Below are 20,280 nucleotides of genomic sequence, written 5' to 3' on the forward strand. Positions count from 1 at the left end.
TATTCAACGTTCAAGGAGTTTCTCACTAACCTCCCACAACCGTTCCGCTGACTCATCATCACATCCATGCGGATCTACTCCAAAATAACGACCCATAGGATTCGAGTTATCTGTTGGAGCTGCTACGTTGCAATCCTCACAATAAACCCCAGGCATTCCTTCTAATAGTTCGGAGGTGGCTGCCCAAAGTGTTGTTGAGCATCCCTGTTCAGAGCTTTTAAATCCCTGCTTAGCCAGTTCAGATGGGCTTCCATCTTCATTAATCCAGCCGAGCATGACCATTTCTTCTTTGGGTAGATGTCGCTGAAGTGGAGTAAATATTCCTCCCGGATGGACAGAGAAAGCGAGTCCACCCGAGTCTCTTAGTCTTCTGGAAAGAGCATTAGCAAATAAAGCATTAGCTGTTTTAGACTGACCATAAGCCTGCCATTTCTCATACTCACCCGTTTCAAACTGAATATCATCCCATCTAATATCACTTATTTTATGACCTGTAGATGTAAGGCTAACCACTCGCGTTCCTTGTGTGCTTTTTAATAGCGGCATCAGCTTTTTTGTAAGGGCAAAATGCCCCATATGATTTACCCCGAACTGAGCTTCCCATCCTGGACCGACCCTCGTTTCCGGACAAGCCATAATACCTGCGTTATTGATCAGGAAATCGAGTTTGGCTGCTCCCGATAACACCTGGTCTGCAAAAGCAGAAACTGATGAAAGATTACTTAAATCCAGTAATGCCGTTTCAATATCTCCTTCTATCTCTTTCAGGTTCTCTTCCGCTTTTCCCTTAGACCGAACCGGAACTATTACCTTTACTCCTTTTGCAGCCAGAGCTTTGGTCGTTTCAATTCCAATTCCGCTATATCCTCCGGTTACAATAGCTACTTTTCCTGTAAGATCTTTTTCTGCAAGCACTTCTTCTCCAGTACTATTTCGGTCGAAGGGTGAATTAACAGGGGTTTGATCTGATTGAGCCATACTACTCCTCTTGGTTTATTGGTTGCCTGAAAGTGGTAGCAATTCGTCTTATTTGCAAGGCCACTTGTCTTTTTTACAGAAGGATAATGTGCCTATATAAACTTCTCTTGTTCCAATACTGTGGTTCCTAATGATAAGTGCACGTTCGTATTTTGAAAACAACTAATTTTTATTCACTTTACTCTCAACTTTATTAAAATAAGGTGAATGAAACTCAAACTTGAAATAGGGATAAAGTGAACTCTGCTCATTTTATTCTATTGTTGGAATTAATAAAAAATAGATGTTAGAAAACATATCAATAGGAATTGTTGCTGGTCTTTTAACAGCATTTATTACGATTGTTCTTAGAGCACTTTGGGTAAGAATATTGATTCCTTGGTTCGAGGAACTATTATATAAGGATATTAAAATCGAAGGGGTTTGGATTGGTCTTTACATTGATAACTATCACCTAATTGAACAAGGAACTATAGAACCAGGTGAAGAAGATTGGAATAAAATGTTAGAAACTGTGGCGGAAGACGGCTACAGCCCATCTGAAATTAGGGTAAACCTAAAAAGGAATGGATATAGAATTCGTGGAGATTTTTTAGGTATTTCTGGATCTGAAAAAGGAACAATCGCAAAACTAGAAGGAGAATTTAAAAATTTAATCTTATCAGGTATTTATGATACAAAGGATAATCAGATTATCGATAAAGGAAGTTTTTCATTTATCTCCATTAAAAACGGAACTATGTTAAAGGGATATTTTTCATCTTATGAAAATAACTCACATTCAATTCGCCCTTTTTATTGTTTGTTGAAAAAGGAATAAAAACTAATGCTAACAAAGTATATAGTGCCTACCCAACCTAGCGCAAGCGTCCGCTTGTGCTAGTTTTTAAAACACTCATCTTTTTTACAGAAGAATAATGTGGATTCTAAAAGCTCTAGCCTTTGCTTCTGTTTTTACTAGCAAATCTTTGAAAACCACCTTAACAAATAGATCCGTAACCTTAATTGTACAATTGAATCCCACTTAACGACAATTCAACTCAAAACTATTTCATAAACTGACATTAAGTTTCATATTGAATCTGGTACAAAACTTTACTGACCTTTAGTTAGCGAGTTTATGAAATCAAGTATGCTGATAAACAGAGAAAAACGGATAAAATACTTAGGCTTTGACGATGTATGGTTTACTATTATAGGCATAGTCATCATAACCTTATCCGCTATATATATTTTTAAGGTTCCAACAGACAGACTTACTCCTACTGAAACGGTTATCACCTTTGTAGTGACTCTATTCTTCACTATTTGTGATTGGCTTATCAACAGATTCATATTAATACGCCTGAGAGTAAAATATCCGAGCTTGAAGGATAGCGTTAGACGTATTTCCCTTCTTTTCCTGTGTGTGTTAGTTACAGTAACAGCAGTTGATTTTATAGGTGTTAGCCTGGTTTCTTTTATCTCTGAGAATGTGGACTATAATTTTCAAGAGAGAATCCGATCCTTAATCATCGTTATTGTATTGAACATTATGACGATGGCTATTTATGAAGCGGTCTATTTTTTCATTCTACTAAAAAAATCTATCCGAGAAGAAGAACAGGCTAAGCAGGCAATTATTCAGGCAGAACTTGACGTACTTCGCAATCAGGCCCAACCTCACTTTTTCTTCAATACGCTTAATACATTGCGCGATATTATAGATCAAAATCCTAAAGAGGATGCAAAAGAGTTTGTAGATAAACTTTCAGATATGTATCGCTTTCTCCTGAAATCAGGTAATACCAATTTGATTGCGCTAAAGGATGAACTCAAATTTTCGAAAGCCTATATTCACGTGCAATCAGAACGATTCGGGGAAAATCTAACATTGAATTGGGATATAGCGGATGAGCTTTTAGACACTATGATTGTACCCATGAGCCTCCAGTTACTTTTAGAAAATGCCATCAAACACAATGTTATTTCCAGGGCCAAACCATTAGAAATTAACATCAGCATTGAGGATGATTACCTTGTAGTCGATAATAAAATTCAAAAAAAATCGACCCAACTCCCTTCAACAAAAGTCGGACTAAAAAACATTAAGAAGCGGTACGCACTGATTTCGGACAGGTCGGTTGAGATAGTAAATAACAACCATCAATTCTCAGTTTCTCTGCCTCTATTGAAGGATAGCACGATAATAGAATGACTATGAAAATATTGATCATTGAGGATGAAATTCGAGCGGTGAGCCAGTTACAATTGATGCTCAAAGCTTGTGATTTCGAATTTGAACTATTACATATTATCGATACCGTGGAAGAAGCTGTCCAATGGTTCCAGCAAAATGAGGCACCTGAACTCGTCTTTATGGATATCCAATTAGCCGATGGATTAAGCTTCGAAATTTTTCAAAAAACAATGGTAGAAGCTCCAATCATTTTTACCACCGCTTTCGATCAATATGCCATTCAAGCCTTCAAAGTAAATAGCGTCGATTATCTGTTAAAACCCATTCAAAAAGATGATTTAAAGGCTGCCATTGACAAATTCCTCGAGTCGAATAAACATTCCGGAATAGATGCTTCTATTCTAAAGCAGTTACTGGGCGATCTTCAATCTCCTTCGGAGAGAACAGGTTTATTGGTTAAATCAGGAAATGGATTCGTGCAACTCAAAATTTCGGAATTGCTCTATTGTTATTCTGAGGATAGTATCACTTTTGGTGTTACAAGTGACAAACGCTATATCATAGAAGAAACATTAGATGAGCTATTTGGCACTCTCGATCAGGTAAAGTTCTTCAAAATCAATCGTGGACAAGTTGTAGCGAAATCTTCCATTCAGAAAATAGAACCCTACTTCAATCATCGGGTAAAGCTCACTGTTACCAATCCAAGAGATCAGGAATTCGTTGTAAGCAGACCAAAAACCAGTGATTTCAAGCATTGGATGAATTGGTAGTATACCAACAACAATTCAACAAGCCCAAACGATAGTCCAGCGTAAACAGCTTTTCAAGAGAGGAGATCAGATTGATATTGCCATCGTATTAACAAAAAAATAGAACGATGAGCAACTTAACTTTAAAACAAATAGTAACTCCAATAATCACGGTGGCCTTTATCTGTTTCATGTACTTTGGCCCAATCACCAGAACGATTTTTGAGAACATCATTATCTCTTTATTCATTATTGCAGCTAATTATTTTGAATACAAGGGGAAAGCATTTTCAGCACTCGGGTTTTATCGCGAAAAATTCAATGCGAAAAACCTATTAGTCCTTGCTCCATTAACCGCCTTTGGCCTTTTTGTTTTCTACGTTTTTGCTCTTGTTCCTGGAATCGAGATGCTCACTGGAGTTCCTATCAATTATACAAACACAGAAGAATTGAAAGGAAATCTTCCAACTACACTTATCTGGTTGTTAGTCATTTGGGTCACTGCAGCGTTTGGAGAAGAAATTATTTTCCGTGGGTATTTTATGAGACAGTTCATCAAATTCTTTGGCGATAGTAAAATCAGCCTAGCCATTAATATGCTAATCTTTTGTGGCTTCTTTGGATACATGCACATGCAGCAAGGAATCACCGGACAACTTGTTGCTACTGCTGTGGGAGCTATCTTTTTCATCATATTCTACCTTCGCAAATACGATTTGTGGTTTATGGTTATGATACATGGCTTTTTTAACACCCTGGGTATACTCAGTTTTTACTTCGGATTGGCTTAACCCTAGCAATTAATTTACTTCCCTTATTTATTGATCTTATTTGTTTTGCAATCAAAGTTTCTCATCCTAGCTAAAGCATCCGCTTGTGCTAGTTTTTTAGAGTTGACAAAGTAGTTTAATGGTAATAAGCTGTACCCAGCAATACTTCTAATTCAAGACATTACTACACATTACCTGTAGAAGAAATGAGATTCAGAGAAACCATATTAACCATTTTACTTTTTCTGCCAACTCTCACATTCGCGCAAATTGAAAACAGGTGGCAACCTGACAGTGTGTATGCGAATAAGAACGTCAAACGAATAATTGTTTATCTAAATTCACCGAAAGACTTATCTGAAATTGTCGATTTTGATAAGTATGGTAAACGAATTCGATCAGTAAACTATAGTGCTTCTTATAACCGAGCTACTAGAAATAGGAAAAGAATTCAATCTATAAAACTTTATAATTATGACTCTTTAAGTCGATTAATCAGCATTGTGGATTCTCTAGGAAACGACTCGATTATCTACCAATACGGAGTTGACGGGAATCTCAAATCCTCCATCAAAAAAATGAGTAATACGATATACTCTTATGAATACTTTCACGCTCCCCTCAGAATAACCGGAACTAGAATGAGAGACTCAACATTGATCTACAAAAAGACAAGAGAATATGAGAAAAACTTCTATGTGAAACGTTTCTATGGATATTATTTTGACCCTACACAAAAAAGAGACACTTCTATAGTTAATGGAGAGATTAATATCACTTCCTATTTCGACTATACTGATTTACAGCGATTTGAGGATGACGAAACCATAAAGAATACATTTGGACTTGATGGTCGTTTAATTAAATCAGAAATAAGATCAGTATTCATGAATGACAGAATCAACGAATATGAACTCCATTACAAGTATTATAAAAATGGACTCTTAAAAAGTGTGGTAGGATATGTTCCAAGATATTTCAAGTATGAGTTTTGGGAATAGACATGTGGCAACAGATGCTATGAATGAACTCGGAAATTTGATAGTTCTTCAATGAATGAGTGCAAAACGGAACGAAATGACCCATATACTAATAATAAAGGAACAATGAAAAGATTTAAGGATAAAGGAGAGCTTTTAAGTCACTTCTATGACTATCGAATAGTTGCTTGTCCAAAATGTTCCAAACCTGTTGATCTTCAGGATTTAAAAGTTACTTGCATTCATTGTGGATTCAATAAGGAGTTTAAACCAGTGGATTCTTGGTATAGTCTTCATCCGATAACAGTGGAAATAGAAGATTTTCTGAAAATATCTTGCTGTGGTCATACACTTTGGGCTATGAACTTGGAGCATTTAGACTTTCTCGAAAGATATGTTGAATCAGATTTAAGAGAGCGAGCTCCAAACATAAATAAGAGTTTAGCTAGTCGACTTCCGAAATGGATTAAAAGTAAAAAGAACCGTAGTGAAATATTAAAAGGTATTTCGAGATTACGTCTTAGGTTGAATGAAAATAATTACAAATCAAAAAATACCCCTTCCTAGCATAAGCGTCCGCTTGTGCTAGTTTTTTAGATGCTTATCCTTTTTACAAAAGGATAATAGATATAGAGACTTTGTTTTATTCGTTTTAATATCTAAACATCTATTTTCGATTTATGAAATACGAATTAAGACCTCTCTTATTAATTTTATTGGTATTCGCCGCTTCTTGCTCTGATCGAATAAAATACCTGGATAATGATTATCCGGGATTAACGCCTAAGAAATATTCTGAGGGTATCATAAATATTGAAGGCAGGTTCCAGCAAAATCTTACTATGAGCCCTGATGGAAAGGAGTACCTTTTTACCACTACCGACTCTGAATTATGGAGATATGAAAGCATTTTAAGAGTGAGGTATCAAGGGAATGAAGCTGTAATTGATACTCCTCAATTTGTAACTGACTTTAACTATGAGAACCAGTGGTTCATTGGAGAGCCAATGATTGCGCCGGATAACCAGCATTTATTTTTTATCGCTGATTATCCACCGGATCTATGGACTTCAAAAAGAGCAGATGATGGAGATTGGTCTAATCCAGTTAAACTAGATAGCCTTAGCACCGAAATAGAGGACTGGTATCCTACCTTCTCAAAAAATAATACCCTCTACTTTACAACTGGCACGGTTTATAGATCTGAACAAGAAAACGGTGCATATTTGTCCAAAACCAAAGTAGAGAGCTCATTCAATCAAAAAGACACAAGAGACGCATGTATTTCACCTAACGAGGATTATATGATTTTCACTGCTGAAGATAGTTCAGGGTTTGGTAAAAGTGATTTATACATAAGCTTCAAAGACTCTTATGGCAATTGGTCAGAGCCAAAGAATCTTGGCAACGAAATAAATACCGAGTACAGAGAATTTGCACCCTACATTTCTCCAGATGAGAGATTCCTGTTCTTTTCAAGAAGGGATAGATGGCAGAATGCTGAATTTTCTGATATTTATTGGGTGAGTTTGGAGGTTATTGAAAAATTTAGACCAGGCTCTGAGTAATATTTTCGATTACCTCTTCCCTATTATCTTTTACTTTCTGAACGAAGTCACCTGGTAGTGCCAGATCATCCTGATAGGTAGCCGACCATACCATCATATCAACCAGTACAGGGATTAAGTCTTTCCCTTTATCTGTTAATGAATACTCCTTTCTTGTCTTTAGTTTCTCATAAACCTGGGACTCTATAACCCCATGTAGCTCCAGCTTTTTAAGGCGATCGGAAAGAATATTGGTGGCCATACCTTCCTTCGACTCCAGAAATTCCTTATAAAACCGTTTACGATCAAAGATCATATCCCGGATGATCAACAAACTCCATTTGTCTCCAAAAAAATCGAGGGCGTAGCTAATCGGGCAGTCTGATCTCATTTAGTTCTATTCAAAGATTTAAACTTTAGTGAAGAAGGTAATCAAATTCACTTTCTAGAAATACGTGTTCTCGTTTTTGAATTTTCCTCCTGAAATTAATGCGTAAAACCTCATGAACGTATGAATAGGTTGAACAGCATCCCAGTGCTCTAGGATTTCGCCATCTTCGACCTTCCATATATCCATTATGTTCAATCCTTTTTGTGGATTTCCCCGATGATTTTTATCTGCTGTAGCATGAGAATGAAGAATCACACTTGGCCCATCGACATAAATGTGCTTTACATCGTACATGAAATCTGGAAAGTTCTTTGTGAAATCTGATACTGTTTTCAAAACTCCTTCCAGACCATCTGTCATTGTCTGGTTGTGTTGTTTATACCTATGACTTCCAAACTTTTCCTTCACATAATCAAAATTGTGGTTGTTCATAATGTTCTGGACAAAATCTACCACCAGCTCGGCATTCTGGTATTCCTCTTCCGTCCAATAATCTTTTCTAAAACTACTTAGGTCAATCTGTTGAGTATTCATTTTTCTGGAATTTGATATAATTTTTTTACTTGCATTTTGAAAGTGAATAAAGATATACACATTTACTTGCTTTTTGCAAGTATTAAAATGGATGGATTTCACTTTCGAAAGAAATGAGGAATTAGAGAAGCTGAATAAAACTTAGATCAACGAGGTTAAATAAAAATTACCTCAAGGCGTCTTCTAATTCTAGTGAAGCATCACTGTCAGCATCTCTGTATTTCACGATAATTGGACAAGCCATACTAAGCCCTTCTTGTTGGGCCCATTCGCTTTTCATGGGGCGCGTGCCCGGTATTACAACAGCACCTTCAGGAATTTCGGCTCCACGCTCACGGATTACTTCATTCACAGCATCATATACAGGAATAGATTTCGAAAGAGTAACTCCAGGAGCAATTACTGCCCGACTCCGTACGAGGATACCTTCTACAATAACCGCTCCGGCTCCGATAAAACAATCGTCTTCAATAATTACCGGAGACATTCCGATGGGCTCTAACACCCCTCCTATTTGTACCCCCGCCGACAAATGAACATTCTTTCCAATCTGAGCACAGGAACCAACCAAAGCATGACTATCAACCATAGACCCTTCATCCACATAGGCGCCTACATTAACATATGCAGGTGGCATAATAATAACCCCTGATGCCACATAAGCACCTCTCCGAACCGAAGATCCCCCAGGAACCAAACGTACTCCGTCTTCAGGTTCAAAATAGCGCGGAGAAAGATTGTGTTTGTCTACAAAGCCCTCATAAATCCCTTCATAAGCGGCATTAGTACCGTTTTTGAAGGCTCCAAGAATTGCTTTTTTTACTTCGGTATTGGCCTCCCAGCCATTTTCAGTAGGAGTAGCAGAACGAACTGTTCCGTCCTCTAATTGATCTAAAATTTCTTCGTGAGTCATGTGGTTGAATAATTCATCAGTTATAAATGGAAAGATAGTTTTTGAATTGAGTAAAAGGAATACAATTTTCTTACTATTTCTTGACTGGTATGACTATTACTAAAAAGCTTTTTTGGAAGGATGTGATTACTCCACTCTTCATCTGGGGTGTGGTAATCCTTGTCTTTTTAAATGTTAAACACCTTCCCTTCGACTTCTCTGAAAAAGATAGTGTCGTTCTTAGATATTTTGTAAAAGCTTTTATGATGGTACTAATACCATTTGGGATAATTCACCTGTTTTATCAAAAAAAAGATGACTTCGGAATTTACTTTCCGGAATTTTCAGATTCCTTCATGCTTACTATCAGAGCTATTGCAATAGCAGGACCTGCGGGTATGTCTTTTCTGCTTATTGGTTGGCTCGGGTGGGAGTTTACTGACTGGCCAGGTGCATTAACCTTAACCACAGTGTATGCACTTGTACTCTTTCTGGTACCAAAGATCACGCAAAGTTTACCATCAAGAAATCACCAAAATACTCCGAATACAGCGGTTAATCTTTTCATTGGATTTAGCTTCCTTACTGTATTGATAGCTTATTTTTCCTATGAACAAGCCCCAGTAATCTCAAAAATCTTCTACTACCTGTTTATAGTTGGTTTTGGAGAGGAGTTATTTTTTAGAGGTTACTTGCAGTCTTCGTTCAACAGATATTTTGGCAAACCTTTTTCAATCGCTAATGTTCAGTTTGGATGGGGTTTGGTTTTAGCGGCCCTTCTATTTGGATTGATTCATGCATTGGTTACCGTTCCTCCAACCTGGCCCTGGGCAGTATTCACCTTTACTATGGGACTAACCTTTGGCTTTATTCGTGAAAAGGACGGATCAATTCTAAGTGTGGCACTTTTGCACGGTCTGATGGACCTTCCGCTTGCATTTTTTTCGGTCTAGCTACTTAGGCCTTCGTACCATTCATTGATCTTCTTATCCGCTTCCAGCAATGCTTCTTCGGTTTCCGGGCTCAGATCATCTTCTGATAATGGCAACCGAACTGTATCGTTCGCTATCCATCCTTTGTGCTGAAGTAGAGATTTGACGGGACCAGGACTTGGGGCATCAAAAAATAGATCCGCAGATTCTACCCACTCCCCAAACACTTGTTCGGTATTGCCTTGTAAATGCATGTCAAGAAACATGCGTACTTTTTTAGGCCAGGCATTAGAAGCCACAGAAACCAGGCCAATAGCGCCTTCCCCTACGAAATCTTTAATCAGGCTATCATCTCCACAAAAAAGTTTGGAACCTGAAGAAGCATCTCTAAACTCTTTGAATTTTTCCACGCTTCCACTCGCCTCTTTTAATCCCATATAATTTGGAAAGGTTTTCTCGAGTTGGGCTGGTACATCCGGATGCATATGTATACCCGTTCTTGATGGTACATTATAAATCATGCAAGGAGTTTTGGTTTCCCTCATCAAGGTACTAAACCAGGCCAACTGACCTTCTTTACCGGGTTTTGCATAAATAGGATTTACAATTAAAAAAGCGTCAGTACCTACTTCATCTGCATAATGGATCAAATCAATTTGTGCTTCATGATGAAAGCCTCCCAATCCGGTCATCATCGGAACTTCAAGATCCAGCAGCTTAACAAATTTGATGATTTCCTTTTTTTCAGGAGTAGTCAGGTTCAAGCCTTCCCCGGTACTCCCCAGTACCAATACACCATTTCCTGCTTCTTCCTGTTTTCTAAGCAGAGTTTCAAAACTTTCGTAATCGATGCTCCCGTCTTCCAGCATCGGGGTAACCATGGCGGTCCATAGCGGGGTATCCATGACTTATCGCTCCTTTATTACTTTGTCGAATAACTCGCCAAAAGTATGAACTCCTTCACTCAAATTCAGATTATTAACCAATTGTTCCGCAGCCCATATAGCTCCCTCAGCAAAAATTGACCGGTCTAATGCGTCGTGATTAAGCGTAATCTTTTCTCTTTGGGTCGATACGGTCAACTCATGAATACCATTCACATCCCCTTCTCTGGCAGAGGTTATTTCCGCTGGTTTGTCTAACCATTTTTTCCATGAAATTGCTGTACCACTTGGAGCATCTTTTTTGTGAACATGATGTACTTCATGAATGTGGAATGAGGGATTATTCAGGATAGAAGACCCAGCTGATATAGTTTGAATGGCATGTCTGATCACATTCATCCCCAAACTGAAATTATTCGCTAATACCCATTTTGTTCGAGCCGATGCTACCTGTTGATCTAAATCTTCCGGCCATTCAAAACCTGTACTTCCCCAAGCAGCAGGAGTACCTGATTGTATTACTAAATCCAATATCTCAGAAACAGCGTCTCCGGGGACAAAAATGATCAAAGCATCAGATTCTCTTAATTTCTCTAGTGTGGGGGTATTATCCTCATCAAAAGCATACAGGAGGCTTTCACCCAGCATCTCTACTACTTTAGAGCCTGTTTTTCCTGTACCGATTACTGATATTTTCATAATCTAAAAATCTGGGAATTCACCTAGTTTCGAAGCATTGAGCTCACCATTCCCAATACCAGTTACAAAAGGGTCACATCGAAAATTTTCACAAAAAGTAAATGTCCCACCACTGAATGAAAATTTATATACCCCATTTTCTTCATTTATTCTTTCGCTAAAAATTATAGAACTCCATTGAAACTGATTTTTCAAATAGTCGACAAAAACAATTCTATCATCAAATTCAGAGAGTGACCCTGAGCTTAGGAATTCGAGAGCATAGAAAAGTTCATCGATCGGAAATTCTGATTCAGAATAATACTGCTCTTTTGTAGCAGCTATGAAAGGGGTATTAATTATACTTATAACGTCCGGATTTTCTACAGTTCTTATTTCCAATTCCAACATCAAAACCTCCGTAAACTCAAAAACCTCATCAATTCCAAAAGAAGGAATTTTTATAGATGCTCCGGAAATACCCCCTTGGAAAACACTTTCGACGCTTCGTACTCTAAACTCTACAAATGAATTCTTTCCATCCGTAAATCGGGTAGATTTTTGAGACATGAAAAGCTCTTCATTCATTCTTTCAGCAAGAGCTATAAACTTTTCAGACTCTCCCACACCTGGTGTAGTCGAACCATGAGTACAGTTTAAAAAAATAACTGTTAATAGAAGGATACTTAATCGATGCATTAGAAATTAAATCCTAGCCGGATAGCACCATTTACGTTCGGACCCAACTGAAATGAAGAACCACCATCTTCTTCCGATATAGTTGTATCACCAGCGGTTAACTCAATCTTAGATTGTTGTATATATTCAAAACCAAAGCCAAACTCGGTGCCGAGGTAAAGTCTAGGAGAAATATAAAAATCTACCCCTGCCAGACCATTTACACCAAATCGATAAAAGCCCCTTTCATTTCCAAAAAGATTCCATGCTCCATCTAATTCTTGCTCTGTCTCTCCTTCTCCGGTCACAGATTTTGAAAGTTTAATCGCTAAGTCAGCTTCAATTCCTACATAAGGAGATAATCTTTCCGTTCCCGGGTAATGGAATTCATATCCTGGTCGTAGATTAAGCTCAATCGTTTGATTTTTTACATCTTCATCTCCTACTTCGGTGTTTTCAAATTCTGCACCAATAAAGAGCCCAAACCTAATGGCTTTATTAGCCTTAGCAAATTCTCTAATTTTTATATAATTGATATTTATTGGTGAAGATGAAAATGGAGTAAAATTTACTTCAGCCCCCCAATCTCCTTCCTTGGGTTTGAATTCCTGAGCAAAAGCACTTGAGTAAACAAATGCTAAAATGATGGTAGAAAGAAAAAATTTAGACATAGAAATATTGTGATTTGATCTGAATAAGAGATTAACGATTAACCCCCGAAATAACGAGCCATCAATTAATAAATTTCTTGTGTAAAAGACGAACAATTTCCTCTCCCGTGCCTTCCTTTACCAAAAAACAAATATTATTCGGAGAAGCACCATGGCAAACTAAACGGATATTATGATTATTGAGTAAACCAAACAGTTCGCCGCTAATCCCTGAGGTTTGGTCCAACCGATTCCCTATTAGTGCAACCAAAGAAAGATCTTTCTCTACCTCAACATCACAAAACTCGCGGAGCTTAGCCAATACTTCTTCTGTAAGCTCTACTTTATTTGATGCCTTCAATGCTGTATCTAGGGTCAATGAAACACTCACCTCACTGGTAGTTACCAGGTCTACCGATATTTTATGGTCAGCAAGAAGCCCAAACAACTTTGCCAAAAAACCATGCTGGTGAAGCATGTCCAAACTTTTAACCGTCAACAATGTTTGATCCTTCCTGAGCGAAATAGCTCTTATTGAAGGTTCAGCATCGGCTTTATTTACTACAAGAGTTCCGGCTAAGTCGGGTTCTTTACTAGAGGCCACTCTAACATTGATTCCACTTCTCATCGCTGGTTTTAGTGTAGCAGGATGTAAGACTTTCCCCCCAAAAACAGAAAGCTCGGCAGCTTCATCAAAAGTAATTTCAGCGATTGGTACTGCCTCAGGTACAATTCTGGGATCAGTAGTATAAACTCCAGCTACATCTGTCCAAATTTCAAGAGTATCAGCTTGTACAGCCTCTGCAAATAGTGCTGCTGAATAATCACTTCCTCCACGCCCTAATGTGGTTGTATTCCCAAAAATATCAGAACCGATGAATCCCTGAGTTAGGTAAACATTTTCTTTATCTATTAGCTTTGAGGCCTTTTTTGAAATAACACCTAAATCCGGAGCCGCCTGATTAAATGTAGAATCTGTTTTAATCACCTGTCTTGCGTCCAGCCATTTGGCTTGAACGCCAGTCTCATTCAGCACTTCTACAAAAATCCTTGTGCTCATCAATTCTCCAAAGGAATACAAGGTGTCTTTCCAGTGCTTATCTCTCCCCTGCTTGTCTAAGTGAAGTCTTAGTTCGGAATGCTGCTTCTGAAATTGGCTAGTTAATACTTCTTTGTTCTGTAGCTGATTGATGATATCCAGGTGGCGCTTCTCAATATCAAGTAATAGAGCTTCTTTTTGAGTAGATGAAAGCTCTCCATTCTCCAGAGCTACCAGATCATTTGTTGTACCTGAGGTAGCGCTGATTACTATGAGCTTTCTTTCCTGATTTTGAGCGACAATCGATGCGCTATGGCGCATCGCTTCGAGAGTACCCACACTGGTTCCCCCGAATTTTGAAACAATCATGTATTAAGTGCTGATTTTTGCGAGTGAGGCTAAAAATACTCACTTGCTTAAGAAAAGCCTTGTAAAAGTTTTAAGACTATCGTTCAGAAAAATAAAGTGGATGCTCTATCTTCAGGACCTGAACTTTACCAACTATTTATGAGATACCTTCTTCCTGTTTTATGTGTTTTGATATTGAGTGTATGTGCACCAAAAGACGACATACCAGAAATCGATACTTTAATCAATTCCATCAAAGAAACCGGAGCTATATCAGATACGAGTGAGCGCCGGCAAGAACTCGATCAAATATGGGAATCGCTGATCTCCAACAATCAAGTCCCTTTCACTGAAAACGAAACCGCATTATTTCTTTATCGCGGAGAAGCAGAGTCAGTAAGCTGGAATGGTGATTTTAACAATTGGAGTGGTAATACAGATGTTAAAACATCAGGAGAGAATATCGATGGAACAGATATCTGGATGTGGAAAACCACATTCCCATCTGATGCCCGATTAGATTACAAAGTTACTATTAACGGAGACAATTGGATTCTTGACCCGGCCAATCCTCACCAGCAATGGAGTGGGTTTGGACCTAATTCGGAGCTCAGAATGCCAGACTGGGAACAAGAGATATTAACTGAAGCAGTTCCGGAAATTCCTACGGGATCAATATCTGATAATATCCTGATTTATAGTGATGCTATGGGATATCCTATTCATTACCGGGTTTACCTTCCAAACGGATATGAAACCATGGAAAATCTTCCCGTTTTATATACTACTGACGGGCAGGAATATTCGGATCCAAAACTTGGAGCTGTACCAACAGTACTTGATAACCTCATTCATCAACAAAGAATCACACCCGTTGTGGTAGTATTTGTCAGCCCTTTGAATCCTGATAATGGTTCAGAAAACCGAAGAGCGGATGAACTTGGAAATAATGAGGGGTACCTTTCCTTTTTTACTGATGAATTAATCCCAATGATAGAAGCTAGCTACAACGTAGATTCGGATGCTAATTCGAGGGTTATACTTGGCACTTCGTTGGGTGGGTTAAACGCCGCCTTCTTTGCCTTTTCAAGACCTGATATTTTTAATGGTGTTGCAATTCAGGCTCCTGCTTTCTGGTATCGGGAAGAAATTTACGATATAGCGCGAGACTCAGAGGTACAACCTGATAAAATATTCATGAGTGTGGGGACTATTGGTGATAACACAGACGACGCTCGAAAAATGAAGCGTATTTTTGAGAATAAAGATCTCGAGTTCGTTTATATGGAAACAAATGAGGGGCATTCCTGGGGGGCATGGGGAGCTCAGGCTGATGATATACTTCTTCACTTCTTTGGAAAGTGAGGTTAGTTGTTAGTTAATAGTTATTGGTTAATAGAAGAAGCATTTTACCAATAACTATTAACCAATAACCATTTTGCCCCTTTTCACAAAACTACTTATTCTCATCGGCAACGTGTTAACCTAACCACACTTCATGCCTCTTATCACCAATGATGCCATTGTTCTAGGGCTTTTACTAGCTTTGCTAGCTATAATTTTCACCACTTCTCACAGTGATAATCCCGGATGGAAAAAGTTTTATCGTTTTGTACCCTCATTGCTACTATGCTATTTCATCCCTTCCATTTTTACCACGCTAGGAGTTATTGATCCGGATGAATCCAATTTATACTACATGGCATCAAGGTATCTCCTGCCGGCCAGTTTGGTGTTACTTACTCTTAGTATTGACTTGAAGGCTATAATGAAGCTAGGTTGGAAAGCTGTAGCTATGTTTTTTGCTGGCACAACAGGAATTATTATTGGCGGACCACTAGCCCTGATGATTGTTGGAGCAATCAATCCGGATATAGTAGGAGGAGCGGGACCCGATGAAGTTTGGAGAGGACTATCAACCGTTGCAGGTAGCTGGATTGGAGGCGGAGCCAACCAAACCGCGATGTACGAAATCTTCCAGCCAAGCGACACCTTATTCAGTGCGATGATCACCGTAGATATTATTGTGGCCAATATTTGGATGGCTTTTATCCTTTATGGTGCTGGTATGAGCAAAACCATCGATAAATGGTTTAAAGCAGACGCATCTGCAATTGAGGAACTGAAGAAAACAGTAGCCGATTACCAGGCTAGTATTGCAAAAGTACCAACTATGGTTGATTTCACGAAAATTGCTGCCATTGCTTTTGTTATTACTGCTCTTGGTCATTTGGCTGGTGACACTATTGGACCATGGGTTAGTGAAAACTCGGAAACACTTAGCCGACTTAGTCTAAACTCCGCATTCTTCTGGATTGTAGTGGTTGCTACCCTTGGCGGTTTTGCAATGTCATTCACTAATCTAAGAAATCTGGAAGGTGCCGGAGCATCAAAAATCGGGAGCGTATTCCTCTATATCCTGGTGATGACGATTGGTATGAAAATGGATTTAGGAGCTTTTGTAGATGTGCCTGGTTTCTTTGTCATTGGTTTTGTGTGGATCATCATCCATGTTATTGTACTTCTGGGAGTTGGAAAACTAATTAAAGCTCCTTTCTTCTTCACCGCAGTGGGAAGTCAGGCTAATGTGGGAGGTGCGGCATCAGCACCTATTGTGGCCTCAGCATTCTCTCCATCGCTAGCGCCTGTTGGTGTTTTACTAGCAGTACTTGGGTATGGAGTGGGAACTTTCGGCGCTTATTTGTGCGCGCTAATTATGCAAGGGATTTCCTGACAGAAGCTTTGCTATTTCGAACATAGCGAGACATGGCTACCACAAATTTAATAATGCCACTGAACCTTCTTCAACATTCAGATGTTAGTTCTTCGTATCTTTGACGCGCTAGAACAGTAATCAATACATCTCACCTTTGAAGAGAGCTCTTTTATTCCTGGCTATATTTGTAATTATTGCATCTGCTACCTACGCCCTGGTAATTATTCCCAATTACTCTGCCTTTAGAACCCTCTATGACAATAATGACGGCATGAGAGAGGGTTATGAGTATATCGAAAGTACTTATTCTCTAAAAGCCCTCACTGAATTCCTTGGAGATCATCCTGAGTTCATATCTATTGTTTCTTTCAATGTAGACAACCCTGACTCGGGTATTTACTACCAGGCTGAAGTCCCCAGAACTATGGGTACACTTACAAATTTCTTTCTGCTATTAGAATATGAACGTCAGGTTGAAGAGGGAATCCTCGATCCTAATGAAGTGGTCGGTGATCTGAGCGAGATTGACCGCTATTTGTTACCCGATGTGAGTGAAGAAGCTCACAAAAAATCATTAGCGCTTCTGGAAAAAGAATCGGGGGAACCGATAATACTTGATGAGCTTGTATTTGCTATGGCGGAAACCAGTGACTTGGCTATTTCAGATTATCTTTGGTTCAGACTTGGAGAGAACAACATTGCGGCATTGATGAATAGCCTGGAATTGACCACTACCGATCAGCCTCTACCCTTCTCTGGTTTATATCTTTCTATAAATCCTGATTTGGTTGATACCTCAGCATCTTTCTCTAGAGAAGAAATTATTGGATTGGCCAGACAACTAGGAGAAGATGAAGAGTATAATTTGAAGGTTAAATCTCAGGTCACTGAAAATAGATTGAGCCTTAGCTTTATTGAAGAACGTAATGCCCTTGAGCACTTCCCGCATACTACCGCTCGTGAAATGGCTGGTTTGATGGCTAAACTTTATAAAAATGAATTGGTGTCTCCCGAAATTTCTATGCGTGTAAAAGAGAAAATGGGTTGGGTATTCGAAGGTGGAGCCATACAGCGAAGCTTCGCAGAATATGGAGCCCTATATGATAACCGGATGGGTATTCTAAGTGGTATCGATTTTGGAACTTCTGTCTTTGATGATCACACTTCTGCTCAGGCTATATTCTTTGACAAACTACCTGTGGCATTTTGGTTACATCTTTCAGCAAACCATATGCAGGAAGATTACCAGCAACGCCTTATTTGGGACCCTGCTTTATATGAAACCACCGTTAATGAGATATCCAATTAACTCATGAAATACCGAATCTTTTATTTAATCTGGTTGCTACCAGCTTATATGCTCTTCATCATCATTCAACAAGGTTTTGTATACACTGGTACCATCGATACCTATGAGAATGGACAAAGCATTGCCGCTGATGTTCTGGATTTTGATATCAAGCAAATTGCAGCTCAAAGTAATGGGTATGTAGTAATCAGGTTTCCCGACCCTACTAGAGAAATTCAGGAGCGTAAATTGTCATTATCTGTACAGATGGCACAACGCATTATTGATACTGCGGTAATTCCTATTCGTTATAAAGCGGATAGCTTCCAGGATATCGTTATGATTCCAACTTATGATCTTCAAAAAAGTACTTCACTTATTAATATGGTAATTGCTTTTATAGGATTTTTAGTCTTGATTTTTGCGTCTTTCCTTGCTTCGCGCTACGCAACAAAGAAACTCAAAGTAGGAGAACCAGAGCTTGTTATTGAGCGGGTGGATTGATGAGTAAGGGCACCCTTTATTTGATTCCAACAACACTCGGTAAAACTCCGGGAAATAACACGATCCCGGAATACACACTCTCCATTCTTCGAAAAATGGAGGTTTTAATTGTTGAGAATATCCAGACTTCTGTGAAATTCCTTCAATGGGTCGGAGATACTATCCCAGAATACAAGATTGAGTTTTATCCCCTCACTAAGAATACTCCCGACCAGGAAATTTATTCTTTTCTTAAACCTCTTAAAGCGGGTAAAGAAGTAGGATTAATGTCGGAAGCAGGAGTACCAGCAGTTGCTGACCCAGGAGCAAAGCTTGTAAAAATGGCCCACCAAAATGGGATCAAAGTAGTTCCCTTAGTTGGTCCATCTTCTATACTCCTTGCTTTAATGGCTTCCGGTTTTAATGGTCAGTCGTTCACATTTCACGGCTACCTTCCTATTGATGCAAAAGGCCGAAAGAATATGCTGATTCAACTAGAGGGAGAATCCCGAAGACATGATCGGACGCAGCTTTTTATGGAAGCTCCTTATCGTAATAATGAAATGCTGAAATCAATACTGGAAACCTGTAATCCGGATACCAGGCTATGTGTTGCAACCGACATTACGTTACCCTCAGAGGATATTCAGTCAATGACAATTAAAGATTGGAAATCAGTTAAAGGACTGGATCTTCATAAACGCCCTACCATTTTTCTCCTTTATGGGAAGTAGATTTTTTTGCTAGAAACTCCCCAGTCATCCTGAGCATAACGAAGGATCTTGTCGGGTATTCGCACAGATCCTTCGGAAGTATCCCGCAAAGAAAAAATCGTCTTTGCGAAGGACGAAGCGATAGCTAGTCCTGAAGCAATCTCGTGATAGAACTGTATTCGCGGAGATTGCTTCGTCGATACGATTACTCAATGAGCATAATGCTTTCGAACTCCTCGCAAAGACTCCCTGGATTTAGATAAAATGTTCATAGAATTAGTACTAAACCCTACAAAAAAAGCCCCGATTCTCATCGAGGCTTAATTTTTAATCTATAGATTGCTAACAATAAAACAGTTAATGGGCTCCAGCTGCGGTGAGCATACTCGCTACCGAATTATGCCGTTGAGCTACGGCTTGATCCAAGGCAGACCAACCACGATCGTCGTGTACATCTACTTCACTTTCATGTTCAATAAGCAGTTGAACAATTTCTTCAAATCCATTCGTCGAGGCCCAATACAATGCGGTAGTACCCCGGTTATCCCTATGATCAATTTCTGCGCCTTGATCAATTAATAAAGTCACAATATCAATATGACCATGCTTAGATGCTTTTAAAAGAGCTGTGCGATCGTGTTCGTCTTTAGTGTTCACGTCTACTCCATCGTTTAGGAGCCCTTTTACTGTCTCGAGGTCGCCATTTTCAGCGGCATCAAGAAATATTTCATCATTCATATATTTCCTCCTACAGTAATTAAAATTAAGATGTGCACTTGGATTGTACTTTCCCGGAGAGTTAATGTCAAATTAAAAGTGCAGGATTGGAAACTTTCTTAGTAGAAGTG

At 38.9% G+C, this 20,280-nt stretch carries 23 protein-coding genes; 13 read left to right on the forward strand and 10 right to left on the reverse strand.

Annotated features, from left to right (window positions below):
- Positions 1–3: 3 nt before the first annotated feature.
- Entirely contained in the window at positions 4–978 is a 975-nt protein-coding gene (locus ED557_03700) for an SDR family NAD(P)-dependent oxidoreductase (protein ID RNC85885.1), read from the reverse strand.
- A gap of 283 nt (positions 979–1,261) precedes the next feature.
- Here ED557_03700 and ED557_03705 point away from each other — a divergent pair, with 283 nt between their 5' ends.
- From ED557_03705 to ED557_03735, 7 genes are all read left to right on the forward strand, one after another.
- Positions 1,262–1,798, forward strand: a complete 537-nt coding sequence (locus tag ED557_03705) for a hypothetical protein (GenBank protein RNC85886.1) — start codon at positions 1,262–1,264, stop codon at positions 1,796–1,798.
- Positions 1,799–2,110: 312 nt separating this feature from the next.
- Positions 2,111–3,175: a histidine kinase gene (locus tag ED557_03710; protein ID RNC85887.1), complete on the forward strand. Its 1,065-nt coding sequence runs from the start codon at positions 2,111–2,113 to the stop codon at positions 3,173–3,175.
- 2 nt (positions 3,176–3,177) lie between these two features.
- Positions 3,178–3,930 carry a DNA-binding response regulator gene (locus ED557_03715; GenBank protein ID RNC85888.1) on the forward strand — a complete coding sequence of 251 codons (753 nt, stop codon included), beginning with the start codon at positions 3,178–3,180 and terminating at the stop codon, positions 3,928–3,930.
- A gap of 107 nt (positions 3,931–4,037) precedes the next feature.
- Positions 4,038–4,700, forward strand: coding sequence for a CPBP family intramembrane metalloprotease (locus ED557_03720; protein RNC85889.1), 663 nt, complete (start codon positions 4,038–4,040; stop codon positions 4,698–4,700).
- A 185-nt stretch (positions 4,701–4,885) separates the two neighbouring features.
- Positions 4,886–5,680 (forward strand): hypothetical protein, encoded by a 795-nt coding sequence (locus ED557_03725; protein RNC85890.1) that lies wholly within the window; start codon positions 4,886–4,888, stop codon positions 5,678–5,680.
- 51 nt (positions 5,681–5,731) lie between these two features.
- On the forward strand, positions 5,732–6,226 hold the full coding sequence (locus ED557_03730) for a hypothetical protein (GenBank protein ID RNC85891.1): 495 nt from the start codon (positions 5,732–5,734) through the stop codon (positions 6,224–6,226).
- A 113-nt stretch (positions 6,227–6,339) separates the two neighbouring features.
- Positions 6,340–7,227 (forward strand): hypothetical protein, encoded by an 888-nt coding sequence (locus ED557_03735; GenBank protein RNC85892.1) that lies wholly within the window; start codon positions 6,340–6,342, stop codon positions 7,225–7,227.
- Here the strand turns inward: ED557_03735 and ED557_03740 are convergent.
- The 3 genes from ED557_03740 to ED557_03750 form a co-directional block, all read right to left on the reverse strand.
- Entirely contained in the window at positions 7,208–7,597 is a 390-nt protein-coding gene (locus ED557_03740) for a transcriptional regulator (protein RNC85893.1), read from the reverse strand. The two genes, ED557_03735 and ED557_03740, sit on opposite strands and share 20 nt — an antisense overlap.
- Positions 7,598–7,651: 54 nt before the next feature.
- On the reverse strand, positions 7,652–8,131 hold the full coding sequence (locus tag ED557_03745; GenBank protein RNC85894.1) for a polyketide cyclase: 480 nt from the start codon (positions 8,129–8,131) through the stop codon (positions 7,652–7,654).
- 166 nt (positions 8,132–8,297) lie between these two features.
- Positions 8,298–9,044 (reverse strand): 2,3,4,5-tetrahydropyridine-2,6-dicarboxylate N-succinyltransferase, encoded by a 747-nt coding sequence (locus ED557_03750; protein RNC85895.1) that lies wholly within the window; start codon positions 9,042–9,044, stop codon positions 8,298–8,300.
- Positions 9,045–9,133: 89 nt separating this feature from the next.
- Between ED557_03750 and ED557_03755 the strand changes: the two genes are divergently transcribed.
- On the forward strand, positions 9,134–9,976 hold the full coding sequence (locus ED557_03755) for a CPBP family intramembrane metalloprotease (protein ID RNC85896.1): 843 nt from the start codon (positions 9,134–9,136) through the stop codon (positions 9,974–9,976).
- Here the strand turns inward: ED557_03755 and ED557_03760 are convergent.
- The 5 genes from ED557_03760 to lysC form a co-directional block, all read right to left on the reverse strand.
- Entirely contained in the window at positions 9,973–10,860 is an 888-nt protein-coding gene (locus ED557_03760) for a 4-hydroxy-tetrahydrodipicolinate synthase (GenBank protein RNC85897.1), read from the reverse strand. The genes ED557_03755 and ED557_03760 overlap by 4 nt on opposite strands.
- Positions 10,861–10,863: 3 nt before the next feature.
- Positions 10,864–11,538 (reverse strand): hypothetical protein, encoded by a 675-nt coding sequence (locus ED557_03765; GenBank protein ID RNC85898.1) that lies wholly within the window; start codon positions 11,536–11,538, stop codon positions 10,864–10,866.
- Between the two features lie 3 nt (positions 11,539–11,541).
- Positions 11,542–12,216, reverse strand: coding sequence for a hypothetical protein (locus tag ED557_03770; protein RNC85899.1), 675 nt, complete (start codon positions 12,214–12,216; stop codon positions 11,542–11,544).
- Positions 12,216–12,866 carry a hypothetical protein gene (locus ED557_03775; protein ID RNC85900.1) on the reverse strand — a complete coding sequence of 217 codons (651 nt, stop codon included), beginning with the start codon at positions 12,864–12,866 and terminating at the stop codon, positions 12,216–12,218. The genes ED557_03770 and ED557_03775 overlap by 1 nt, the downstream gene beginning before the upstream one ends.
- Before the next feature lie 61 nt (positions 12,867–12,927).
- Positions 12,928–14,253, reverse strand: a complete 1,326-nt coding sequence (lysC, locus tag ED557_03780; GenBank protein ID RNC85901.1) for a lysine-sensitive aspartokinase 3 — start codon at positions 14,251–14,253, stop codon at positions 12,928–12,930.
- Positions 14,254–14,349: 96 nt separating this feature from the next.
- Between lysC and ED557_03785 the strand changes: the two genes are divergently transcribed.
- The 5 genes from ED557_03785 to ED557_03805 all read left to right on the forward strand — a co-directional run bounded on the left by ED557_03785 (position 14,350) and on the right by ED557_03805 (position 19,453).
- Positions 14,350–15,597 carry a hypothetical protein gene (locus ED557_03785; GenBank protein ID RNC85902.1) on the forward strand — a complete coding sequence of 416 codons (1,248 nt, stop codon included), beginning with the start codon at positions 14,350–14,352 and terminating at the stop codon, positions 15,595–15,597.
- Between the two features lie 133 nt (positions 15,598–15,730).
- Positions 15,731–16,966, forward strand: coding sequence for a DUF819 family protein (locus ED557_03790; protein RNC85903.1), 1,236 nt, complete (start codon positions 15,731–15,733; stop codon positions 16,964–16,966).
- 253 nt (positions 16,967–17,219) lie between these two features.
- Positions 17,220–18,257 (forward strand): hypothetical protein, encoded by a 1,038-nt coding sequence (locus tag ED557_03795; GenBank protein RNC86164.1) that lies wholly within the window; start codon positions 17,220–17,222, stop codon positions 18,255–18,257.
- Between the two features lie 3 nt (positions 18,258–18,260).
- Positions 18,261–18,740 (forward strand): hypothetical protein, encoded by a 480-nt coding sequence (locus ED557_03800; GenBank protein ID RNC85904.1) that lies wholly within the window; start codon positions 18,261–18,263, stop codon positions 18,738–18,740.
- Positions 18,740–19,453 (forward strand): SAM-dependent methyltransferase, encoded by a 714-nt coding sequence (locus ED557_03805; protein RNC85905.1) that lies wholly within the window; start codon positions 18,740–18,742, stop codon positions 19,451–19,453. Before ED557_03800 ends, ED557_03805 begins: the two co-directional genes overlap by 1 nt.
- 336 nt (positions 19,454–19,789) lie before the next feature.
- Here ED557_03805 and ED557_03810 read toward each other — a convergent pair whose 3' ends face one another.
- Complete coding sequence (locus ED557_03810; GenBank protein RNC85906.1) at positions 19,790–20,170, reverse strand: ankyrin repeat domain-containing protein; 381 nt, start codon at positions 20,168–20,170, stop codon at positions 19,790–19,792.
- Positions 20,171–20,280: the final 110 nt, after the last annotated feature.

The organism is Balneola sp. (assembly GCA_003712055.1).
GTDB lineage: Bacteria > Bacteroidota > Rhodothermia > Balneolales > Balneolaceae > RHLJ01.

Bases quoted from the DNA above. Each gene is read 5' to 3' on its own strand.
- ED557_03810 (RNC85906.1), bottom strand. From the start codon at position 20,170: ATGAATGATGAAATATTTCTTGATGCCGCTGAAAATGGCGACCTCGAG.
- ED557_03745 (RNC85894.1), bottom strand. From the start codon at position 8,131: ATGAATACTCAACAGATTGACCTAAGTAGTTTTAGAAAAGATTATTGG.
- ED557_03795 (RNC86164.1), top strand. From the start codon at position 17,220: ATGAGAGAGGGTTATGAGTATATCGAAAGTACTTATTCTCTAAAAGCC.
- ED557_03805 (RNC85905.1), top strand. From the start codon at position 18,740: ATGAGTAAGGGCACCCTTTATTTGATTCCAACAACACTCGGTAAAACT.
- ED557_03765 (RNC85898.1), bottom strand. From the start codon at position 11,538: ATGAAAATATCAGTAATCGGTACAGGAAAAACAGGCTCTAAAGTAGTA.
- ED557_03755 (RNC85896.1), top strand. From the start codon at position 9,134: ATGACTATTACTAAAAAGCTTTTTTGGAAGGATGTGATTACTCCACTC.
- ED557_03705 (RNC85886.1), top strand. From the start codon at position 1,262: ATGTTAGAAAACATATCAATAGGAATTGTTGCTGGTCTTTTAACAGCA.
- ED557_03720 (RNC85889.1), top strand. From the start codon at position 4,038: ATGAGCAACTTAACTTTAAAACAAATAGTAACTCCAATAATCACGGTG.
- ED557_03750 (RNC85895.1), bottom strand. From the start codon at position 9,044: ATGACTCACGAAGAAATTTTAGATCAATTAGAGGACGGAACAGTTCGT.
- ED557_03725 (RNC85890.1), top strand. From the start codon at position 4,886: ATGAGATTCAGAGAAACCATATTAACCATTTTACTTTTTCTGCCAACT.
- ED557_03800 (RNC85904.1), top strand. From the start codon at position 18,261: ATGAAATACCGAATCTTTTATTTAATCTGGTTGCTACCAGCTTATATG.
- ED557_03730 (RNC85891.1), top strand. From the start codon at position 5,732: ATGAATGAGTGCAAAACGGAACGAAATGACCCATATACTAATAATAAA.
- ED557_03760 (RNC85897.1), bottom strand. From the start codon at position 10,860: ATGGATACCCCGCTATGGACCGCCATGGTTACCCCGATGCTGGAAGAC.
- ED557_03710 (RNC85887.1), top strand. From the start codon at position 2,111: ATGCTGATAAACAGAGAAAAACGGATAAAATACTTAGGCTTTGACGAT.
- ED557_03770 (RNC85899.1), bottom strand. From the start codon at position 12,216: ATGCATCGATTAAGTATCCTTCTATTAACAGTTATTTTTTTAAACTGT.
- lysC (RNC85901.1), bottom strand. From the start codon at position 14,253: ATGATTGTTTCAAAATTCGGGGGAACCAGTGTGGGTACTCTCGAAGCG.
- ED557_03740 (RNC85893.1), bottom strand. From the start codon at position 7,597: ATGAGATCAGACTGCCCGATTAGCTACGCCCTCGATTTTTTTGGAGAC.
- ED557_03735 (RNC85892.1), top strand. From the start codon at position 6,340: ATGAAATACGAATTAAGACCTCTCTTATTAATTTTATTGGTATTCGCC.
- ED557_03775 (RNC85900.1), bottom strand. From the start codon at position 12,866: ATGTCTAAATTTTTTCTTTCTACCATCATTTTAGCATTTGTTTACTCA.
- ED557_03790 (RNC85903.1), top strand. From the start codon at position 15,731: ATGCCTCTTATCACCAATGATGCCATTGTTCTAGGGCTTTTACTAGCT.
- ED557_03700 (RNC85885.1), bottom strand. From the start codon at position 978: ATGGCTCAATCAGATCAAACCCCTGTTAATTCACCCTTCGACCGAAAT.
- ED557_03715 (RNC85888.1), top strand. From the start codon at position 3,178: ATGAAAATATTGATCATTGAGGATGAAATTCGAGCGGTGAGCCAGTTA.